Annotated in this window: 14 protein-coding genes; 13 read left to right on the top strand and 1 reads right to left on the bottom strand. The window is 60.6% G+C overall.

Features of this window, described 5'->3' with window-relative positions:
* The first annotated feature begins 191 nt into the window (after window positions 1-191).
* The 13 genes from B0G80_RS34740 (at window position 192) to B0G80_RS34680 (ending at window position 18,884) form a co-directional block, all read left to right on the top strand.
* Window positions 192-866, top strand: coding sequence for a response regulator transcription factor (locus tag B0G80_RS34740; protein ID WP_116123836.1), 675 nt, complete (start codon window positions 192-194; stop codon window positions 864-866).
* Between the two features lie 679 nt (window positions 867-1,545).
* On the top strand, window positions 1,546-7,086 hold the full coding sequence (locus B0G80_RS34735; protein WP_181920123.1) for an ATP-binding sensor histidine kinase: 5,541 nt from the start codon (window positions 1,546-1,548) through the stop codon (window positions 7,084-7,086).
* Window positions 7,087-7,573: 487 nt separating this feature from the next.
* The gene (locus B0G80_RS34730) at window positions 7,574-8,377 is read left to right on the top strand and encodes an enoyl-CoA hydratase-related protein (RefSeq protein WP_106285057.1); all 804 of its coding nucleotides are present in this window, start codon (window positions 7,574-7,576) and stop codon (window positions 8,375-8,377) included.
* Window positions 8,378-8,468: 91 nt separating this feature from the next.
* Window positions 8,469-9,698, top strand: coding sequence for a CaiB/BaiF CoA-transferase family protein (locus tag B0G80_RS34725; protein ID WP_116122293.1), 1,230 nt, complete (start codon window positions 8,469-8,471; stop codon window positions 9,696-9,698).
* Window positions 9,699-9,780: 82 nt separating this feature from the next.
* Complete coding sequence (locus B0G80_RS34720) at window positions 9,781-10,518, top strand: acetoacetate decarboxylase (RefSeq protein ID WP_106285055.1); 738 nt, start codon at window positions 9,781-9,783, stop codon at window positions 10,516-10,518.
* 29 nt (window positions 10,519-10,547) lie between these two features.
* Window positions 10,548-11,753: an acyl-CoA dehydrogenase family protein gene (locus B0G80_RS34715; protein WP_116122292.1), complete on the top strand. Its 1,206-nt coding sequence runs from the start codon at window positions 10,548-10,550 to the stop codon at window positions 11,751-11,753.
* 21 nt (window positions 11,754-11,774) lie between these two features.
* Window positions 11,775-12,710, top strand: coding sequence for a 3-hydroxyacyl-CoA dehydrogenase NAD-binding domain-containing protein (locus B0G80_RS34710; RefSeq protein ID WP_116122291.1), 936 nt, complete (start codon window positions 11,775-11,777; stop codon window positions 12,708-12,710).
* Window positions 12,711-12,963: 253 nt separating this feature from the next.
* Window positions 12,964-13,638, top strand: coding sequence for an NAD(P)-binding protein (locus tag B0G80_RS34705; protein ID WP_258879135.1), 675 nt, complete (start codon window positions 12,964-12,966; stop codon window positions 13,636-13,638).
* The gene (locus B0G80_RS34700; RefSeq protein WP_258879134.1) at window positions 13,635-13,889 is read left to right on the top strand and encodes a hypothetical protein; all 255 of its coding nucleotides are present in this window, start codon (window positions 13,635-13,637) and stop codon (window positions 13,887-13,889) included. The genes B0G80_RS34705 and B0G80_RS34700 overlap by 4 nt, the downstream gene beginning before the upstream one ends.
* A 39-nt stretch (window positions 13,890-13,928) precedes the next feature.
* A complete protein-coding gene (locus B0G80_RS34695; protein ID WP_116122289.1) occupies window positions 13,929-14,213 on the top strand; it encodes a YtcA family lipoprotein in 285 nt (94 codons plus the stop codon).
* Between the two features lie 19 nt (window positions 14,214-14,232).
* Complete coding sequence (mdtN, locus tag B0G80_RS34690) at window positions 14,233-15,291, top strand: multidrug transporter subunit MdtN (protein ID WP_116122288.1); 1,059 nt, start codon at window positions 14,233-14,235, stop codon at window positions 15,289-15,291.
* A 9-nt stretch (window positions 15,292-15,300) separates the two neighbouring features.
* Entirely contained in the window at window positions 15,301-17,400 is a 2,100-nt protein-coding gene (locus B0G80_RS34685) for an FUSC family protein (protein WP_116122287.1), read from the top strand.
* Window positions 17,397-18,884, top strand: a complete 1,488-nt coding sequence (locus B0G80_RS34680) for an MdtP family multidrug efflux transporter outer membrane subunit (RefSeq protein ID WP_116122286.1) — start codon at window positions 17,397-17,399, stop codon at window positions 18,882-18,884. The genes B0G80_RS34685 and B0G80_RS34680 overlap by 4 nt, the downstream gene beginning before the upstream one ends.
* 30 nt (window positions 18,885-18,914) lie before the next feature.
* On the opposite strand, the gene B0G80_RS34675 is transcribed toward B0G80_RS34680, so the two are convergent.
* Entirely contained in the window at window positions 18,915-19,364 is a 450-nt protein-coding gene (locus B0G80_RS34675; RefSeq protein WP_106283019.1) for a hypothetical protein, read from the bottom strand.
* Between the last annotated feature and the right edge of the window lie 304 nt (window positions 19,365-19,668).

The following is a 19,668-nucleotide window of genomic DNA, read 5'->3' as shown; positions in this document are numbered from 1 at the left end:
CAAGCACAGACCAGCAGAACGACTCGACCTCAAGAAATCTTCGTCCTGCTCACGAGCGAGGTACGCCAGCCGATTTTGCCGTGTCCAGAAGGAAAACAGATTGAGCGAGAAGCGTTCGCTGCGGCATGAGGTATGGAATCGGTGTCGGTATGCCGAGCCTCGCCGCGCATTCTGCCGCCAGGGAGATTCTGATGAGTTCGGGACAAAATTCGACTTCGCTCAAAGGTACTGACGAAGGCGTGCCACCGGTAGTTTACATTGTCGACGACGACGAAGCGATAAGGCTCGCGCTAGGCGCGCTGCTGCGTTCCGTTGGGCTGCGCGTTGAAACGTTCGCTTCTTCTCGCGAATTTCTGGCGTTTCCGAAGTATGACGCACCGAGTTGCCTGGTTCTCGATGTCAGGCTGCGAGGCGAGAGCGGTCTTGCATTTCAGGAGGAGGTTGCAAAGAGCGCGCTTCGCATGCCGATCGTTTTCATGACCGGGCACGGTGACATTGCCATGTCGGTCAAGGCCATGAAAGCCGGCGCTCTCGATTTTTTTGCCAAACCTTTTCGCGACCAGGACATGCTGGATGCAGTCACTCATGCGTTGACCCGTGACCGTGAGCGCCTCCTGGCCGAACAATCAATTGCTACCCTCCGCATTTCCCACGATTCATTGACGCCGCGAGAAAAGCAGGTCATGGAATTCGTCGTGGCCGGCCTGCTGAATAAGCAGATTGCTGCGGAAATGAATCTCAGCGAAATTACGGTAAAGGTTCATCGTGGACAAGCGATGAAAAAAATGGCCGCCCGCTCGGTAGCGGATCTCGTCAGAAAGGCAGAAGTGCTCGGCGTTAAGCCGCATTCGGCAGGATCGGTTTGACAGCGTGGGGCGCGGCAGTTGCAATGGTTCGTGTGTCATCTGCGTGATATATGCGCGCTGGCGTGGGCTGTTCCGCATTCCGCCGTTCAGGTAAGCCATTGGGATCACTGCTGGAATAGCACGTTCTACGACATAGTCGCGCGCGTCCCACTGTGCGCTGACAAGGCGCTCAAAAGACCCGTGATTCCGTACCGAAAGACCGATAACGCAGCACGCCGCGAGTGCAACCAGCGCGACAGAAAACCGTATGAGGTATTTCATTTCCAGTGCCCGAGCCCCCGATGCCAGATAGGTGCCGTCGCGGTCATCGCGTTCGCAGTTCGGTTCAGCGGCGCCCGATTCCGTCCGTGCGCCATGAAGCCAACTTAACCTGGAAAAACGCGAGACGCCATTCTACGAACGCGTGCAGTTTCCTCGTCAATGGTCTGGCTGATCTATACATACGTATTGGATGCGGTGAGGTCACTGACACTTATTCACGTCTGATTGAGTAGGATTAGAAAGCAAACAACTCGTCGCAGTTTCGTGCCGCCATTTACCCGTTTGAACAAAACACCATGTAAGTCAGCCGGGATTGTTTCCACGACCGAGCGGTAGCAACGCAGTTGCTCCTCTTCCTGGTCACGCGGCTATACGATTTGTAGACACATGAGGCATGGACCGTTGCAGGACAAAGGAAATGACCATTGCAAATCTCCAGATCCTCGAGCGCATCTGCAGCACGGCGGGCTCAGACCTCTACCGTGGCCGCCGCACGAATGACGGGATGCCGGTGCTGCTGAAACTGCTTCGTTCGGAAACCGCGGACGCAGCCCAATTCGCTCGTCTCAGGCGAGAATATCATCTGCTTCAGTCGTTAGATGCAGCAGGAATTGCGAAGCCGCTCGCCCTGGTCGACAACGGTGGATCGCTGGTGCTGATACTGGAGGACTTCCAGGGTGATTCGCTTGAATCCGTTCTGGCTCGAATGCGTCTCGACTTCGCGGCCTGCCTTCTGATCGCCCGTCAGTTAGCCGGCGTGCTGGCAGGCATCGACGCGGCTCAATTCGTTCATCGTAACGTCCACCCCGCCAATATCCTGGTCTCGCCGGACACGGGGCAGATTCTGCTGGTGGACTTGAGCAACGCGGCGGCTCATGAAGCGTTTAGCGTCTCGCCGGAGGATGGCGTCGTTTCCGCGGCGGATTGGGCTTACGTCTCCCCTGAGCAAACCGGCCGTCTGAACCGCCCGATTGACTACCGAAGCGACTTTTATTCGCTCGGCGTTATGCTCTATCGCATGCTTACCGGCCAGTTGCCGTTTCAGGCACAGGACGCTCTGGAATGGTCGCATTGCCATATTGCCCGTGTCCCGCCTGCACCGTGCGACATCGCGCCTGCGGTTCCGCGGACAGTATCGGACATTGTCATGAAACTGCTGGCCAAGCTGCCGGAGGACCGGTATCAGAGCATGCATGGTCTGCGATTCGACCTGGACCGCTGCCTGGCGCAATGGCAGGCAGAGGCTTGCGTCGAGGCGTTTGCGCTCGGCTCGGAGGACCTGTCGGAACGCTTCCAGATTCCGCACAAGCTATATGGGCGCGACGAGGAAGAAACCATGCTTCTCACCACGTTCGAGGACGTGGCTGCGACCGGCCGGTCGGCGCTGGCGACTGTTTCCGGATATTCGGGCATCGGCAAATCGTCGCTGGTCGACGCATTGCGCAAGCCGATCGTCGGGAGACGCGGCTACTTCGTTTCCGGCAAGTTCGATCAGTACCAACGCGACGTCCCCTACGCCACCATCGTGCAGGCGTTCCGCGAACTGGTGCAACAACTTCTTGCCGAAAGCGAGACGCGGATCGCCGACTGGCGAGAGCAGGTGAAGGCGGCCGTCGGTGCGAACGGGCAGCTTATCGTCGACGTGCTGCCTCTCGTCAAGGTCCTCATCGGCAATCAGGCGCCAGTACCGAACTTGCCGCCCACCGAGGCGAAAATCCGGTTTCGGACGGTACTGCGGCAATTCATTTGCGTGTTTGCGAAAGCGCAGCATCCGCTCGTCCTGTTCCTGGACGACCTGCAGTGGATCGACGCCGCCAGTCTGGCGTTCATCGAACACTTGATGACTCAGCCTGAGGTGCGCAACCTGCTGCTGATCGGAGCGTACCGCGACAATGAAGTCAGCACGGGACATCCGCTGATCCGCACGCTCGAAGCGATCCGGCATGCTGACGCAACTGTGACGGAGATCCGGCTCGCGCCATTGCAGATCGTGCATCTGAACCAATTGATGGCCGATACACTTCGTGCCGAGCCGGTGGTGTGCGAGCCGCTGACGCGCCTCCTCCATGAACGCACCAAGGGAAACCCTCTCTTCTTTAGCCAATTCCTGAACGCGCTCAACAAGGAAGGCTTACTTGTGCACGATGCGAAGCACAACAGATGGCACGGAGACCTTGACCAGATCAAGGCGAAGGATCTCGCAGATAACGTGGTCGACCTGATGGTGGAAAAGCTGAGGCAATTGCCGGTCTCGACCCAGGAAGCCCTGCAAGTCGCCGCCTGTCTCGGCAACAGGTTCGATTTGCATCATCTCGCGCTCGTTAGTCAGGAATCGGAGAGCCAGGCTGGAGAGCGCCTTGCGGCTGCGACGCGTGAACATCTGATATCGTGCAGCCGCTTTGACGGCAAGTTCCTGCACGACCGGATCCAGCAGGCGGCTTACTCGTTGATCGCCGAAGCATCCCGCGCAGAAGTTCATTTGCGCATTGGCCGGTTGTTGCTGGCGAGCATGACAACGGACCAGCTTGCTGAGCATCTGTTTGAAGTCGCGAGCCAGTTCAATCGTGGTTCCGCGTTGCTGGTCGACGAGGAGAAAGCGCAGGTGGCCACGGTTAACCTGCGAGCAGGGCGAAAGGCCAAAGCGTCGGCGGCCTACACGTCGGCATGCACTTACTTGTCGGCGGGCATGGCCTTGCTCGAAGAGAAGAACTGGGGCGACCAGTATGAGCTCATGTTCGGCCTGTGGCTCGAGCGGGCGGAGTGCGAATTTCTGAGTGGTCACTTCGACATGGCTGAGCAACTGATCGGGCAGTTGTTGCAGCATGGAAGGTCGAAAGTCAACCTGGCGGCGGCCTTCATCCTCAAGATTCAGTTGCACGTCGTAAAGTCGGAGAATCCACTGGCGATCGACTGCGGACTAAGATGCCTGCGCCTGTTCGGCATCGACATCCCAGCGCATCCCAGCTGGGAACAGGTTCAGGACGAGTACGAGACCCTCTGGCGCAATCTGGAGGGACGCACGATTGAGAGTCTGATCGAATTGCCGCTGATGTCCGATCCGGAACGACAGGCTTCAGTTCGCGTACTTTCGGCAATCTTCGATGCGGCCTACTTCACCGACCTCAATCTATTTTGCCTGCACATGTTCCGCATGGTGAACATCAGTATGAACCATGGGATAAGCGACGCGTCGGCACAGGCCTATGGCTGGGTCGGACAGATCCTCGGATCGATCTTTCACCGTTACAGGGATGGATATTGCTTCAGCAGGCTCGCATGCGATCTGGTCGAGAAGCATGGGTATCTGACCTTCAAGGCAAACGTCTGGTACGCGATGGGAAATGTCGCCTTCTGGACCCAGCCGATCGGAAAGGGGATCGATTTTCATCGGGCGGCATTTCGCACCGCGACTGAGATGGGAAACCTCTCGACAGCTTGCTACAGCATGATCCAGGCTAGCACGGACCTTCTCCTACGGAACGATCCGCTCGACGTCGTGTGGCGCGAGTCGGAAATCGCCCTGGATTTCGTCCGGAAGGCCGGGTTCGGCGACGTCGTGGACATCATCATAAGCCAGCAACGCTTCATCGCGACCATGCAGGGCCGCACCGCGAGCTTGTCCACCTTCAACGACGCGCAGTTCAGCGAAGCTGCGTTCGAGGCGCAACTGACGGAAGACCGCATGCCTATGATGATCTGCTGGTACTGGATCCTCAAGCTGAAGGCCCGGTTCCTATCCGGAGACTACGCTGAGGCGCTGGTGGCAAGCAGCAAGGCAAGGGCGTTGCTTTGGGCGCAGGCTGGCCGTATCGAGACGATCGACTATTTCCTCTACGCGGCGCTGACGGTCACCGCGCTTTATGAAAACGCGTCTGCCGAAAAGCAGCGCGCGTGGCGCGACCTTCTCACAGAGCATGAGGCCCAACTCCGCGAATGGGCCGATACCAATCCACCCACGTTCCGCGACAAGCATGCGCTGGTCTCGGGCGAAATTGCCCGCATTGAAGGGCGCGCCCCCGAGGCTATGCGCCTCTACGAGGTGGCCATTCAATCGGCGCGCGAGAACGGATTTGTCCAGAACGAAGGTATGGCGCATGAACTTGCCGGGCGGTTCTGTCTTGCCCGCGGTTTGACCGTTGCGGGCTGCGCCTATCTGGAACAGGCGCGCCGTTGCTATGTCCGCTGGAGTGCCGCTGGCAAGGTTCGGCAACTCGACGAACAGGCTCCGCCGCAACTGCGCGTGCAGGCAACCTCCGCGTCCACCATTTCGCCGGGCAACGTTGCGCAACTGGATCTGCTGGCGGTCACCAAAGCCTCGCAGGCCATCTCTGGCCAGATTGTGCTGGAGGACCTGGGCAGCACGCTGATGCGCCTCATGCTCGAAAATGCCGGCGCCCAGCGAGGCTACCTGCTGCTCGTGCGCGACGAAAGGCTGGTCATCGCGGTTGAGGCAAGCGTCGAGCAGCAGGCGATTCGCGTGCAATGGCGGATGGATCAGGCCGAATCCGAGTCGGTGTTGCCGGTATCGATCGTCAACTACGTCCGGCGCTGCCAGGAACCGGTGCTGCTGACCGATGCGATGCAATCGAATCCGTTTTCGACGGACGACTATTTCGCCCGCAGGCAACCGAAATCAGTGTTTTGCCTGCCGATCATGCGCCAATCCGTGATGATCGGGCTGCTCTATGTGGAGAACAACCTCGCCACGCATGCCTTTACGCCCGAACGTCTGGCGGTCCTGGAACTGCTTGCCGCCCAGGCTGCGATCTCGTTGGAGAACGCAATGCTATACGCCGCACTGCGTGAGCGGGAGTCACGCATCCGCCGCCTTTTTGATGCCAATATCATTGGAATCTTCTTTGGAGACCTTTCCGGCAATGCCACCGAGGCGAACGACGCATTTCTGCAGATCGTCGGCTACACCCGGCAAGATCTGCTTTCCGGCAACATCAGTTGGGTGGACATGACGCCGCCGCAATATCGCGAAGCAGACTTACGGCACGTCGAAACGCTGAGGCGGACCGGCAGTTGCCAACCCTACGAGAAAGAATATATCCGCAAGGATGGCCGGCGCGTCCCGGTACTGGTGGGCTCAGCGTTGATGGAAGGTTCGCGGCAAAACGGCCTCGCCTTTGTGCTCGACTTGACCGAGCGCAAGCGCGCGGAGACGGCAGCGGCCGAAAACGAGCGCCGGTACCGCGAGATGCAGATGGAATTGGCGCACGCGAATCGTGTCGCCACCATGGGTCAGCTGACCGCGTCGATCGCCCACGAGATCAGACAGCCGATCGCGGCGGCAGTCACCAATGCGGAGGCCGCCCTGCTCTGGTTGCGTGCCCGGCCACCGGATCCGGAGGAGGTCCGGCAGGCGCTCGATCGCATTGTCAGGGACGCGAGGCGAGCCAGCGACGTGATCGGCCGCATCCGCGCTCTCATCAAGAAGGCTCCGTCGCGCAAGGACCGGCTGGAGATCAACGACACGGTTCGCGAGGTCATTGAGCTGACTCGCGGCGAAGCCGCGAAAAACTGCGTCTCCGTGCTGACCCATTTCGCGGAGGGCTTGCCGCTCATTTCGGGAGACCGGATCCAGTTGCAGCAGGTGATCCTCAACCTGATCATCAACGCTATCGAAGCGATGAGCGGCACCGGTGAGAGAGCGCGGGAATTGGTGATTAGCACCGAGCCGGCGACCTCCGCCGGCGTGGTTGTGGCAGTTCGGGATTCGGGCCCGGGACTCGCTCTTGCGAACCTCGACCAACTCTTCGAGGCCTTTTACACGACCAAACCAGGGGGCATGGGGATGGGACTGTCGATCTGCCGATCGATCGTGGAAGCGCATGGCGGACGATTATGGGCATCCGCGAACCTGCCTCATGGGGCCATCTTTCAATTCGCCGTTCCAGGCGGCCACACGGAGAATGCGCCTCTGCGCGCGGCCGGTGAGCAGTCGCCTCCGTAATCGGATATGCGGCCAGGCGGCCGTCCCTCCGGAACGTTCCTTGATTGCTAAAGGTGGAGGCTATCGCAAGCCGCGCCGGGTCAACGACACCATTCCGTCAGGATTTCCTGGGTTCAACGAGTATAGGGTGAGCACCGCTTCTACGCGATCCCATGCCGCATCGGCGAACTTGGACCGTTCGAAGCCGCAGTTGGACCGTTATTCCTGGTGGGGTACGTATACAAGTGTATGAGAAGCCAATGCCAATTCGCTAGTAAAGCTAGCCGTTCGTAGCATGGCTTTATGTACCAGGATTTTCTAACCTAGTCTCACGGACCCGCCCGCGCATCCCCGAAAAGTCCTCAATGGTCTGCGGCAGGCTCAACGGCATGCGCGTGAGATAACCAGGACTGAAACCCAGCAAGAGCGAAGAGGGATTTTGCGCAAATACGGGCTTGGGATGCTGGTCGCAGATGATTAGTAACGTTCATGTGGAGTGTTGAGATTCATGGTGCCGTCACTTACCCCGAAATCGTTTGAAACGATTGTCTATGAAAGGACAGGTGCTGTCGCATACATCACGCTGAATCGCCCCAAGGTTCTCAACGCATTGAACCAGAGAGCCATCAGCGAATTGAAAACGGCGTTCGAAGCCGCTCGGGATGATTCTCAGGTCAGCGGCGTCATCGTCACGGGCGCGGGTGATCGCGCATTTATTGCGGGAGCGGATATTGGCGAACTTGCGAGCGCGACACCCGTCGAGGCCGAGCAGCACACTCGTGACGGGCAGGCTTTGCTTAATCTGGTCGAAAGCCTCGGCAAGCCCGTCATTGCAGCGGTCAACGGTCTCGCGCTTGGCGGCGGATGCGAGACTGCATTGGCGTGCACGATTCGGCTCGCAGCATCAACCGCGAAATTCGGACAACCCGAAATCAAACTCGGCCTCATTCCGGGCTTTGGCGGAACACAGCGCCTTGCACGCCTTGTCGGCAAAGGAATCGCGCTGCAGCTTATTCTCACCGGCGAGATGATCTCCGCCGAAGAAGCACTCCGCATTGGCCTTGTTAATGAAATCGTCGAGCCGTCGAAGCTTCTCGCGCGTGCAGAGGAGCTTCTCGCGCAGATCGCCGTGAATGCACCCCTCGCGGTGCGTTACGCCATTGCAGCCGTCAACCGCGGACTCGACGGTTCGCTGTCCGAGGGGCTCGCCCTCGAAGGAGCCCTGTTTGCGCTGTGCGCATCCACTGAGGACAAGACGGAAGGCACGAAAGCATTCCTCGAGAAACGGCCACCAAAGTTCACCGGCCGATGAATAGCGACTGTCGATACGACCGTCGTCGCTGCCCGAAATACGGCGCGTAACCAACGCGACGACGTTAGTCCCACCTCATGGAGATGATTAGATGACTACCGGCAATCACGTCTTCTCGGGTCTGAAGGTACTCGATCTGGCAAGCTATATTGCAGGCCCAGCCGCGACGACGATCCTTGCCGATTTCGGCGCCGATGTCATCAAGGTGGAACCACCCGGTACGGGTGACGCCTATCGATTCTTCTCGGCCATGCCACCGAATCCGACCAGCGATGTCAACTACGCGTGGCAACTGACGAACCGCAACAAGCGCAGCATTGCCATCGATCTGAAGTCTCCCCATGCGAAAGAAGTGGTGCAGCGCCTCGCACGCTGGGCCGATGTTGTCGTCGTCAATTTTCCGCCTCGCGTGAAGGCTTCTCTGGGCGTCACTTATGAAGATCTCTCGCCACTGAACGAGAAGATGATCTATGCGGATATCACAGGGTACGGTTCCGAGGGGCCGGAGGCCGATACACCGGGGTTCGACGTGACCGCCTATTGGGCACGCTCGGGCCTGATGGAAGTGACGCACGATGCCGGAAGCCCGCCGACGCTTCCGATACCCGGCATCGGCGATCACGCGACTGCGACAACGCTCTATGCGGCGATCGTCACAGCGCTTTATGTGCGCGCGACGACGGGCAAGGGCAGCCATGTCTCGACTTCGCTGATCGCAAACGGTATCTGGGCCGCGGCAGCGTGGGTCGAAGGCGGCCTCAATGGCGGCCATTTCTTCGCACAACACAACCGTAAGTCTCCACCCAATGCGCTGCTCAATCCGTACCAGACGTCGGACAATCGCTGGATTCTGCTTGTTGCTGCGCAGCGCAAGGACTGGCCCGGCTTCGTGACGACGATCGGCAGGCCCGAGCTACTCGAAGATCCGCGTTTCGCCGACGACAAGCGCACGGCCAATGCTGCCCAGCTTGTTGAGATTCTTGATCCGCTGTTTGCGAGCCAGCCGCTTTCCCACTGGAAGGAAGTGCTGACGGCGGGCCGCGTGATTTTCGGCGTCGTGCAGATCGCGCAAGAAATCATCAACGATCCTCAACTGTCGGCCAACGGCATCGTCGTGCCGCTGGAAGTTCCCGGCAGAGCAGGCGCCCGTACCGTCAGCAGCCCCATTCAGATCCACGGCGCACCGAAGGTCAAGCCCTCGGTCGCGCCCCGGCTCGGCGAACATGGTGCGGTCATCCTGAAGGAACTGGGATTCGACGATGCCGATATTGCGAGGCTGAATGATGGCGGCGCAGTCGCCCGGTTCGAAGACAAATCATGAGGTAGCGCATCCAGGCGTCGGACCAGGCAAACGGCCGCCCCGGCTTCGCATACGTCGCGCAGCAGCACACACGGAGATGCACATGACTGAAGACGAAGTACGCTCGACCGCCTACACCATGCCGTTGACGAGTCCCGCCTATCCTAAGGGGCCGTTCCGGTTCGTCAACCGCGAATTCGTGATCATCACTTATCGCACCGATCCGGAGGCGCTTGCCCGCGTGGTGCCGGCGCCGCTGAAGCCGACCGAGCCGATTGTCAAATACGAGTTCATCAACATGCCCGACTCGAGCGGACTCGGCTCGTATACCGAGTCCGGCCAGGTCATTCCCGTGACGTTCAACGGCGTGGCGGGCGGGTTCACGCATGCGATGTATCTCGACAGCGAAGCGGGCATTGCCTCCGGCCGCGAATTGCTGGGTTTTCCGAAGGTGTTGGCGCAACCGAAGCTCGAGGTGCGCAAGGACGCCCTGGTCGGCACGCTCGACTATAACGGCGTACGCGTCGCCACCGCGACAATGGCCTACAAATATGCCGAGCTCGATCTCGCCGGCGTCAGGAAGTCGCTCGAAGCGCCAGGCTTTTTGCTGAAGATACTGCCGAATGTGAACGGCACCGCACGGGTCTGCGAGATCGTCAAATACCACGTCGACGATCTGACAGTGAAGGGCGCCTGGTCGGGACCCGCGTCCCTGGAGCTGCACCCACACTGCTTTGCGCCCGTCGCGAAGCTTCCTGTTCTCGAGGTGCTGTCAGCCGTCCATATCCTGACGGATCTGTCTCTCGGGAACGCCGAGGTTGTCTACAACTACCTTGCGTAACGTTATCTGACTCACTGTGCGAGATCGCCATGCCCGAGACGAAGACCTCCCCACCGTCGCTGCCCGTACCCGACAGCGACTTCTATCAGATCCACGACATTCTGAGCGAGAAGGAGCAGGCCATCCTCAAGAAGGTGCGCCATTTCATGGAAACGAGCGTCGCCCCGGTCATCAACCAGTACTGGGCCGAGGACCGGTTTCCGTTCGATCTGATTCCCGGTATCCGCGAGCTGAACATCGCCGGTATCGGCTTCGAGGGCTACGACTGCCCCGGAGGCAGCACCTTGCTCGACGGCTTCATTGCAATGGAGATCGCGCGGGTCGATGCATCGATCGCGACGTTCTATGGCGTGCATAGCGGCCTCGCGATGGGCTCGATCTATCTGGGCGGATCGGAAGAGCAGAAACAGAAGTGGCTGCCGCCGATGGCGCGGATGGAGAAGATCGGCTGCTTTGGGTTGACCGAGCCGCTCGTCGGTTCCGGTGCCGGCGGGGGCCTGCTGACGACGGCCAAACGCGAAGGCGATACATGGACCCTCAACGGCCAGAAGCGCTGGATCGGCAACGCGCCGTGGTGCGACGTCTCGATCATCTGGGCGCGCGACGTCGCGGACAATCAGGTGAAGGGTTTTATTGTCGAGAATAAGACCACGCCGGGATTTTCCGTCGAGAAGATCGAGCGCAAGGTCGCACTGCGTGTGGTGCAGAACGGCGTCATCACAATGGATAACTGCCGCGTGCCCGAAGAAAACCGCCTGCAGGGCGATCTGTCGTTCCGCGACACCGCGCGCGTGCTCCGCTTCACCCGGCAGTACGTTGCGTGGGAGGCCGTCGGATGCAGCATGGGTGCGTACGAACATGCGCTGAAGTATGCGCAGACGCGCGAGCAGTTCGGCAGACCGATTGCGTCTTTCCAGATGATCCAGGATCACCTCGCGAAGATGCTGGGAAACATCACCGCGTCGCAGTGTCTGGTCGTGCGGCTGGCGCAGTTGCAGGACCAGGGCAAGCTTAAGGACCAGCATGCATCGCTTGCCAAGGCCTTCTGCACGGTGCGCATGCGCGAAACGGTGGCGTCGGCTCGCGAGATTCTGGGCGGTAACGGTATTGTGCTTGACTACAACGTTGCCCGCTTCTTTGCCGATTCCGAAGCGCTGTACTCCTACGAAGGCTCGCGCGAGATGAATTCGCTGATCGTCGGCAAGGCGGTCACCGGCTTCAGTGCCTTTGTTTAAAATTAACGGAGTTCATTTTTCATGGCCAAGCCAATCAAACGCATCGCGATCATTGGGACGGGTGTTATCGGCGCGAGCTGGGCTGCGCTGTTCCTTGCGAAAGGCCTGGAGGTGGTCGCCACCGACATCGCCCCCGACGCAAAGAAAAAGCTCGACGATTTCGTCGCGGCCGCCTGGCCTGCACTGGAGCATCTGGGTCTCGCGCCGGGAGCTGCGCCGTCGAAGCTCGAATTCACTGACAACCTCGATGCGGCCATAGCCGGCGTCGATCTGGTTCAGGAAAACGGCCCTGAGCGAATCGACTTCAAGAAGGATCTCTACCGTCGTCTCGACGAGGCGTTGGCGCCGGACGTGATCATTGCATCGAGTTCGTCGGGCTTGACGATGAGCGAGATTCAGTCGGCTTGCCCGAACCACCCTGAGCGGTGCGTGATCGGCCATCCATTCAATCCACCCCATCTCATTCCGCTTGTCGAAATTGTCGGCGGCGCAAAGACGTCGGAAGAGACGATAGAGCGCGTCAGCGCGTTCTATCGCGATCTGGGCAAGCGGACGATACGCCTGCACAAGGAGGTGCCGGGCCACGTTGCGAATCGTCTGCAGGCAGCGCTTTTTCGCGAGGTGGTCCACCTGATCGCGGAGGGCGTTGTCAGCGTGGCCGACGCCGATGCCGCCGTTTCGTGGGGTCCGGGCTTGCGCTGGGGGATCATGGGGCCGAGTCTTCTGTATCACCTCGGCGGTGGTCAGGGTGGCATCGAACATTTCTTTGAACAGTTCACCGGCCCGTTGACGGCATGGTGGCATGTGCTAGGTACGCCGGAACTGACGCCTGATGTTCGCGCGACCATTATCAAGGGTGTACATGATGAGATCCAGTCACGCTCCTTACAGCAGGATCTTGCGACGTATCGCGACGAGGTTCTGATGGGCCTGCTGCGTCTGCGAGGAAAGGAATGACGCTTTCTGCCACAGGTGCGGCGTGTCCAGGGACGCTTGACTATTGGCCACTGATCCAGAAGACGAGCGTGATTGTCTGGCATTGGGTTGGCTCTGGTTTCCTTCAGAATATGTACCCGGGGTAACGATGTGGATATTCCGTGTCGATGAGCCTCGTCTCGGGGGCATCCGCATTCGTGAATGGCACCGCCGTGCGCGTCACACGGTCGGCCTGCTCTTTCTGCTGCTGGGCGGCGCCGCCACCGGACTGGTCTTGCTCGATCAGACCAATGCCTCTTTTCCCACCAAAGTGTTCGCGGCCCTTTGGGATGGGGTCAACCTCGTCTCGACACTCGGTGACTTTACCGAGTTCAATCAGCCTCAAAAGATCTTCATGCTGCTGGCCATGTTCGCGACGCTGCTGATCGGCGGATTCGCGGTGTCGAGGCTCACCGGCATGCTATCGGGCGACGATGTAATGGCTTATCGGGAGAACAGGGTCATGGAAGGCAAGCTCGCACATCTCGCCAATCATGTCGTGGTGGTTGGATTTCATTCGCCCGGGGAATTGGTCGCAAACAGCTTGCGCGAAGCGGGACAGACGGTGCTCATCCTCGTGGGCGATCAGGACCAGGCCAATCGGGCTGCGGATCGCGGTCATATGGTCGTGCTCGGTTCGCCGGGCGCGTTCGACGACGTGCTCAAGGGCGCGCGACTGGACAGCGCCAAAGCACTGGTTGTGACGACGCCCGACAGCAATAACAATCTGGCGATCACCCTGTTGGCGCATACGCTGAACGCCTCGCTTACGATTGTCGTTCCTGGCGAAAATCCCTTGAGAAAGGGGCTGTTCGAGAGCGCGGGGGCATCCGGCGTGGTTATCGTCGATGAGATCGTCGCGAATGCGCTGGTCGGCAAGCTCACAGCGCGGGTGGAAGAGGCGCCATGAAACCAGCGGATTCCACGCAGTCTCATCTGCATCGCATGCCCTTCCTGCAGCGACTTCTGCCCGCCAATCTCGCGCAACTGCCGCACGACATCATTGCCGGGATCACGCTGGCGGCCTTGGGCACACCCGAAGTGATGGGGCACACGAAGATCTCCGACATGCCCACCGTCCATCAGGCATACCGCAATGCCCAACTCTCCACAATTCTTTGCGATTGGGTAGAAGCGATCGCGAAAGGCTCAGGTTGGTGATACAAATCCTGATGACGCGAGCGACCTTGGAGCGATCACATGCCGGTCTTCACAACAAAACGTGTGTCGCGTTCCGTCGTCGTTGCCGTGGCGGCGGTTCCCCTGGTGGGCGGGTGTGCCAAGGCGCCGTCTATCGGGGTGCTCGGTGCGTACTTCCCTGACTGGCTGTTCTGTATCGCCGCGGGCGTCGTGCTCACGGTCGCCCTCTATCTGATTCTCAAGCGTTTGCAGGCCGACCGTCTGCCGGGACCTTCAGCGGTGGTATATCCCGCGTTAGCCACCTTTTTTTCGCTCGCTGCGTGGTTGTTGCTGTTCCAACATTGAATCTTTGTCGGGTGGATGAATGGCGACTCCAGCCAGCAAGACATCGAAAAGAAAATGGCCGGCCATCGTGATCGTCGTGGTGACGCTGTTGCTGCTCGTCTATGTAATCCGGCAGTGGGACCGCACCCCTCGTACCGACGACGCTTATGTCTACGCGGACACGATCGACGTCGTGCCGGAGGTCAACGGCCGCATCGTCGAACTGGCCGTACGGGACAACCAGACGGTGAAGCAGGGCGATCTGTTGTTCCGTATCGACCCGCGTCCGTATCAGGATGCGCTCGCGCGGGGCAACGCGTCGCTCGTCGCGCTCGATCGCCAGATCGAGTTGACCCAACGTACGGTCAACGCGCAGCAGTACAACGCGCAGTCGGTGCGTGCGGCGGTCGAGCGCGCGAGAGCCGCGGCCGGGCAGGCATCCGATACGCTGCACCGCATGGAGCCGCTGCTGTCGCACGGCTATGTGTCGGCGGAGGACGTCGATCGTGCGCGCACCGCGCAACGTGCCACACAGGCCGAACTCAGCGCCGCGCAACTGCAGGCGCAGCAAGCCGTTGCGGCCGTGAGCGGCGTCGACGCGCTGGTTGCGCAGCGTGCCGTCGTCATGGCGGAGATCTCGATTGCCGCGCTGAACCTTGAATATTCGACCGTGCGGGCGCCGTTCGACGGACGCATCGTGTCGTTGAAGACATCGACGGGGCAGTTCGCGTCTGCGCTCAAACCCGTCTTCACATTGATCGACACGCGCCACTGGTATGTGATCGCGAACTTTCGCGAGACGGAACTCAAAGGCATCCGGACGGGAACGCCCGCCACGGTCTATCTGATGAGCGATACGGGCCAGCGCTTCCAGGGCAGGGTCGATTCGATCAGCTACGGCATCGCGCCCGATGAAGCCGGCCTTGCATTGCCTGGCGGATTGCCACGCATTCAACGCACGCTCAATTGGGTGCATGTATCGCAGCGCTTCCCGGTGAAGATCCTCATCGACAAACCGAACCCAGAGCTGTTTCGCGTCGGGACATCCGCGGTGGCTGTTCTGCACCCTGGGCCCGGCGACGACGGCGAGCGCCATTGAGGACCGCCCGTGGCCGCCGCCGACTACCTGCCCGTCACGCTGCGCGATGCAGGCGCGTTCCTCAGCCGAGAGCTTGCGTTTTTCCCCGGCCGCGTCAACGTGATGTTGCGTTGCATGTTGACGAGCGCCGTCGTGATCGTCGCGTCGATGACGCTCGAAGTGCCGGAGCTTGCACTGTCGTTGCTGGTGGTGTTCTATGTGACGCAGGCGAATGTGGTGGTCACGCGGCTGGTAGGCTTGATGTTCATCGTCGGATCAACGCTTGGCATCGGTCTGTCGATCCTGCTGCTGAAATTTACATTCGACTACCCGTTGCTGCGCATCGTCATCGCGAGCCTGCTATTCCTGGGCAGCGTGTACCTGCTACGCGTTCTCAAGATCGGTGTGGTGTTCTTCATCGTCGCCATCATTGTGATTTACGTGCAGAGCTTCGTCGACCGGACCGATCAGGCCGACCTGCTGATCCGCGCGGTGTTATGGGTATGGGTCGCCGTCAACTATCCGATCGCGCTGACGCTCGTGGTCAATACGCTTTTGTTGCCCGTCGAGCCGCAATTGCAGCTCAAGGCGGAAATCCATCGACAACTGGCAGCGCTGGACGCGCGCCTGACGCAACTGATCGACGGCGGCACGAGCGCCGCGCCGATCACGGTGGCGGCCGTTCAGCAAGGCGCGCTCACGCTGCAGAAGTTGCTGCGGTTCACAACAATGCGTGATGCGCACTATCGCGAACATCAGGCGTCGCAGCTTGCATGCATTGCGACCGTGTCGCGGCTTTATCACGGAGCGAGTGAGCTTCCGCTGAATTGGCCGCGCGCGTCAGCCGCGCAGCTGGCGATGTTGCGCGAGTTGCGTGCGAACTGCCACGCGCTCGACGAAGCGGTGGCGACAGACGAGCCATATCGCTACGTGAGCACGGCGACACCTGAAGAGCGCAACGCCGCCGACACGATTCCTGCTGCTGCCGAATCGCAGCGGGCGCTGCGCGCATTCGCCGACCTGGCTGCGAGCGACCCGGCATCCGGCAAGCCGCCCGCCAGCGAGCCGATGATTGCGCCGGACGCATGGACCAATCCCGCCTACATGCGCTTTTCGCTGAAGACCTTGCTCGCCGTTCTGGTCTGCTACGTGTTCTACAACGCCGTGGACTGGCAGGGCATCCACACGATCATGCTGACCTGCGTGATCGTCGCGCTGCCGAGCCTCGGCGCATCGGCGCAGCGCGCGTTGCTGCGGGTGGCTGGTGCTGCCATCGGTAGCGCGCTGGCGCTGTTCATGGTCGTGTTCGTCGTTCCTCATCTCGACGACATTGTCGGTCTGCTGCTGATGACGCTGCCTGTCGTCGCGTTCGGAGCATGGATTTCGGCTGGTTCGGAACGGATCGGCTACGCGGGCGTACAGCTGATCTTCACCTTCTCGCTCGCCTTGTTCGAACAGTTTGGCCCAACCGTCAATCTGACTGAAATACGCGACCGGCTGGTCGGCATTCTGCTGGGCGTCGGTGTGGCGACGTTCGTGCAGATGTCGTTCTGGCGCGAGGGTGAGGGCGACGTGCTGCGACAAAAACTCGCGACGATGCTGCGTGCGATTGCGGCCCAGCTACGCGCGCCAGAGGCTGGGAGCGACGAACGGGATGTGTTGCCGTATGCGCAGCGCCAGTTGCAGGCGTGGGCCGTACTGGCCGACTGCGAAGCGACGCTGTCGCGCGTCGCACTCGAGCCCGGCTGGCAAGAAGCGGAACAGTCCCAACTAACGTTGCACGCACAAACAGTCCTCGCGCAGGGGCGCGAGATCATGCTCGCTGGCGATGCGCTGCACAAGGCGCTGGTGGCTCAAGCGGGGTCATCGAGCCCGCAGGCCGTGGGCGCTGCTCGGGCGGCTCAGGTCGAGGCTTACGCCGAGGTCAACCGATACGCGGACGAGCTTGCCGTCAGCCCGCCTGAGGCGCACGCCCCGCAACTCATCGGAATTGCGGCCCAGGCCGTCGAACCGGCCGATCAGCCGCTCATCGTTGCCGCGGAAGATCTGTCGCGGCAGGTCGCAGGGCTGCCGGACTGGCGCATCGAGGCGCCCGTCACGACAAGCTCTTCACAGGCCGTACGAATATGAATACGCGATCGGGTTTGCACGCCAGGCGATGGCGCCGATGCTTTGTAAGCGTCGCGTGGATATCGTCCGTGCTGTCGGGGTGCGCGCTGATCCATCACAACGGCACGCCCTATACCGAGATCGCGCCCGAGCAGATTAATCTTGCTGAGGACATCCATCTTGCGCGAGAGGGTTGGCCCGCGGCGCGCTGGTGGGACCGCTATCGCGACGCGCAACTCGACGCGCTTATCGATCAGGCGCTCGCCGATGCGCCGACGATGGTGATTGCGCGAACCCGCGTCGCGCAGGCGAAGTCGGACGTGGAGCTTGTCAGGACAGGGTCGAGCCTTCAGGTGGTGGCGCTTGGCCTGCTGGATCGCCAGCACGTTTCCGCGAACGGCTTTATTGGCCCGTTCGCGATGAACGAACCGGCGTTGGGGCTGACGGGCCCCTGGTACACCGAAGGCATCGTCGGGCTCGGCGCAAGTCTGAACGTCGATATTTGGGGCAAGCAGCGCGCGCAGGTCGCCGCGTCGCTTGGCGTGAGCAATGCACGGCTCGCCGAGACATCCGCTGTCGAACTCGAAATCTCGGCGGATGTCGCGCAGCTTTACTACGGTATTCAAACGACTTATCAGCTGATCGATCTGCTGAACGACTCGCATGAGGTCGCGGCTTTCGCGGTGCAAGCACACGAAGCGCGCGCGGCGCGGGGCCTGGAAGCCCGCACCCAGTCCGAAGAAGCACGCGCGCAGCAGTTGGCCATCGAACAGCAGATCGTGTCGGCACAAGGGCAGATCAGGCAACTTCGCGAATCGATGCGGGCACTGGTCGGCGCCGGACCCGCTGGGCTGCCGACGATCGAGCCCGTCGCGCTGCCACGTTCGCAGGCGGCCTTGCCGGCGACATTGTCGTACGAACTGCTCGCCCGGCGGCCCGACCTACAGGCGATGCGATGGTATGTAGAGTCATCGTTCGACCGAATCGACGCGGCGAAGGCAGCGTTCTATCCAAGCTTCGACATCAAGGCGTTCTTCGGCTTCAACGCTTTGCACCTCGCCGATCTCTTCACGCATGCGAGCCAGCAGATCAACCTGATTCCGGGCCTGTATCTGCCGATCTTCGACGGCGGCAGGCTCAATGCGAACCTGAGCGGCGCGCGCGAGGGGAGCAACCTGTTGATCGAGCAGTACAACCAGGCCGTTCTCAACGCCGTACGCGATGTCGCGCAGACGGGCAGCCGTCTGCAGTCTCTCGATGCGCAGAAGGCTTTGCAGAAGCAGCGGATCGAATCGGTTACATTCACGAGGGACAGTGTGGAGGCCTATTATCAGCGCGGACTCACGAGCCGGCTCGCGGCGCTCGAAGCGCGCCAGCCGGTGATCGCGGAACAGGTCGCCCTGCTTACGCTCAACGGCCAGGTGCTCAGTCAGGAGATTGCTTTGACGAAGGCGCTCGGCGGCGGGTATCGCTCCGATCCGCCGGTCGTACTCAAGCCGCGATGAATGAAGAAATGAGCGGCTCGTCAGCGGGTTTCAGAACTGCTGGGCGCGCAGCGTCTCAAATTCCGCGTGGCACAGGTCGCCAAACTTGCCGAGGATGTCGATCGAACCGTCCGCGAGCAGCTCGCGAATCTCGATGAAGGTCTTGTCCGGCGCGAGGTAAGTGTCCACGATCTTGCGTCCGATCACGTCGGCTTCATCCGCGACTTCACGCGATGATTGCACCCGCATGCGGCTGATCTTCGCGTAGAGGTTGCCGAGCGCAGGGAGGTCCGGCTCGTGGTGTTGCAGCGCGTCGACATAGCACTTCGCCGCTTCTTCGATAAATTCCCTGTACAGATCCTGCCGCCGGACTCGGTCATGTGCCCGCCATTCCGCGCGAACCTGCGTGCGTTGGGTCAGCCACGAAGCCAGGACCGATGTCAGGCCGCCGATGGCGGCGCCGACGAGTGCAGACAGTGCGGGGATGATCGATGGGTTCATAGCGCATTTTCTCCCTGCTAATCACTGTCATCCATATTAGCGCCGGTGCGTGCATTTTCCACGATACGTGTGCGACGCAAGCTTCGCGCTTACGCTGGCCCCTCGGGTTTTTGTTCAAGGACTGAGAAAGCGGCGTAGACCGCCCGCAGAGAAAAAATCCGGTCCGCGTTGCACGGCAGCAGTGAGGAACGTTTCCAGGTGAAAACGCTTAGCCACCCAACGCCGGCGGCGATTAGCCGTTGCCGAACAGCCGTGTTCCCTCCCGCATCACCCTGTCTCGCTCCCCGCTCAGGGGATATTTCAA

The sequence above is a fragment of the Paraburkholderia sp. BL6669N2 genome (assembly GCF_003387275.1).
GTDB lineage: Bacteria > Pseudomonadota > Gammaproteobacteria > Burkholderiales > Burkholderiaceae > Paraburkholderia.
The sequence above is the reverse complement of the archived record's forward strand: the minus strand, read 5'-3'. Positions and strand labels throughout refer to the sequence as shown.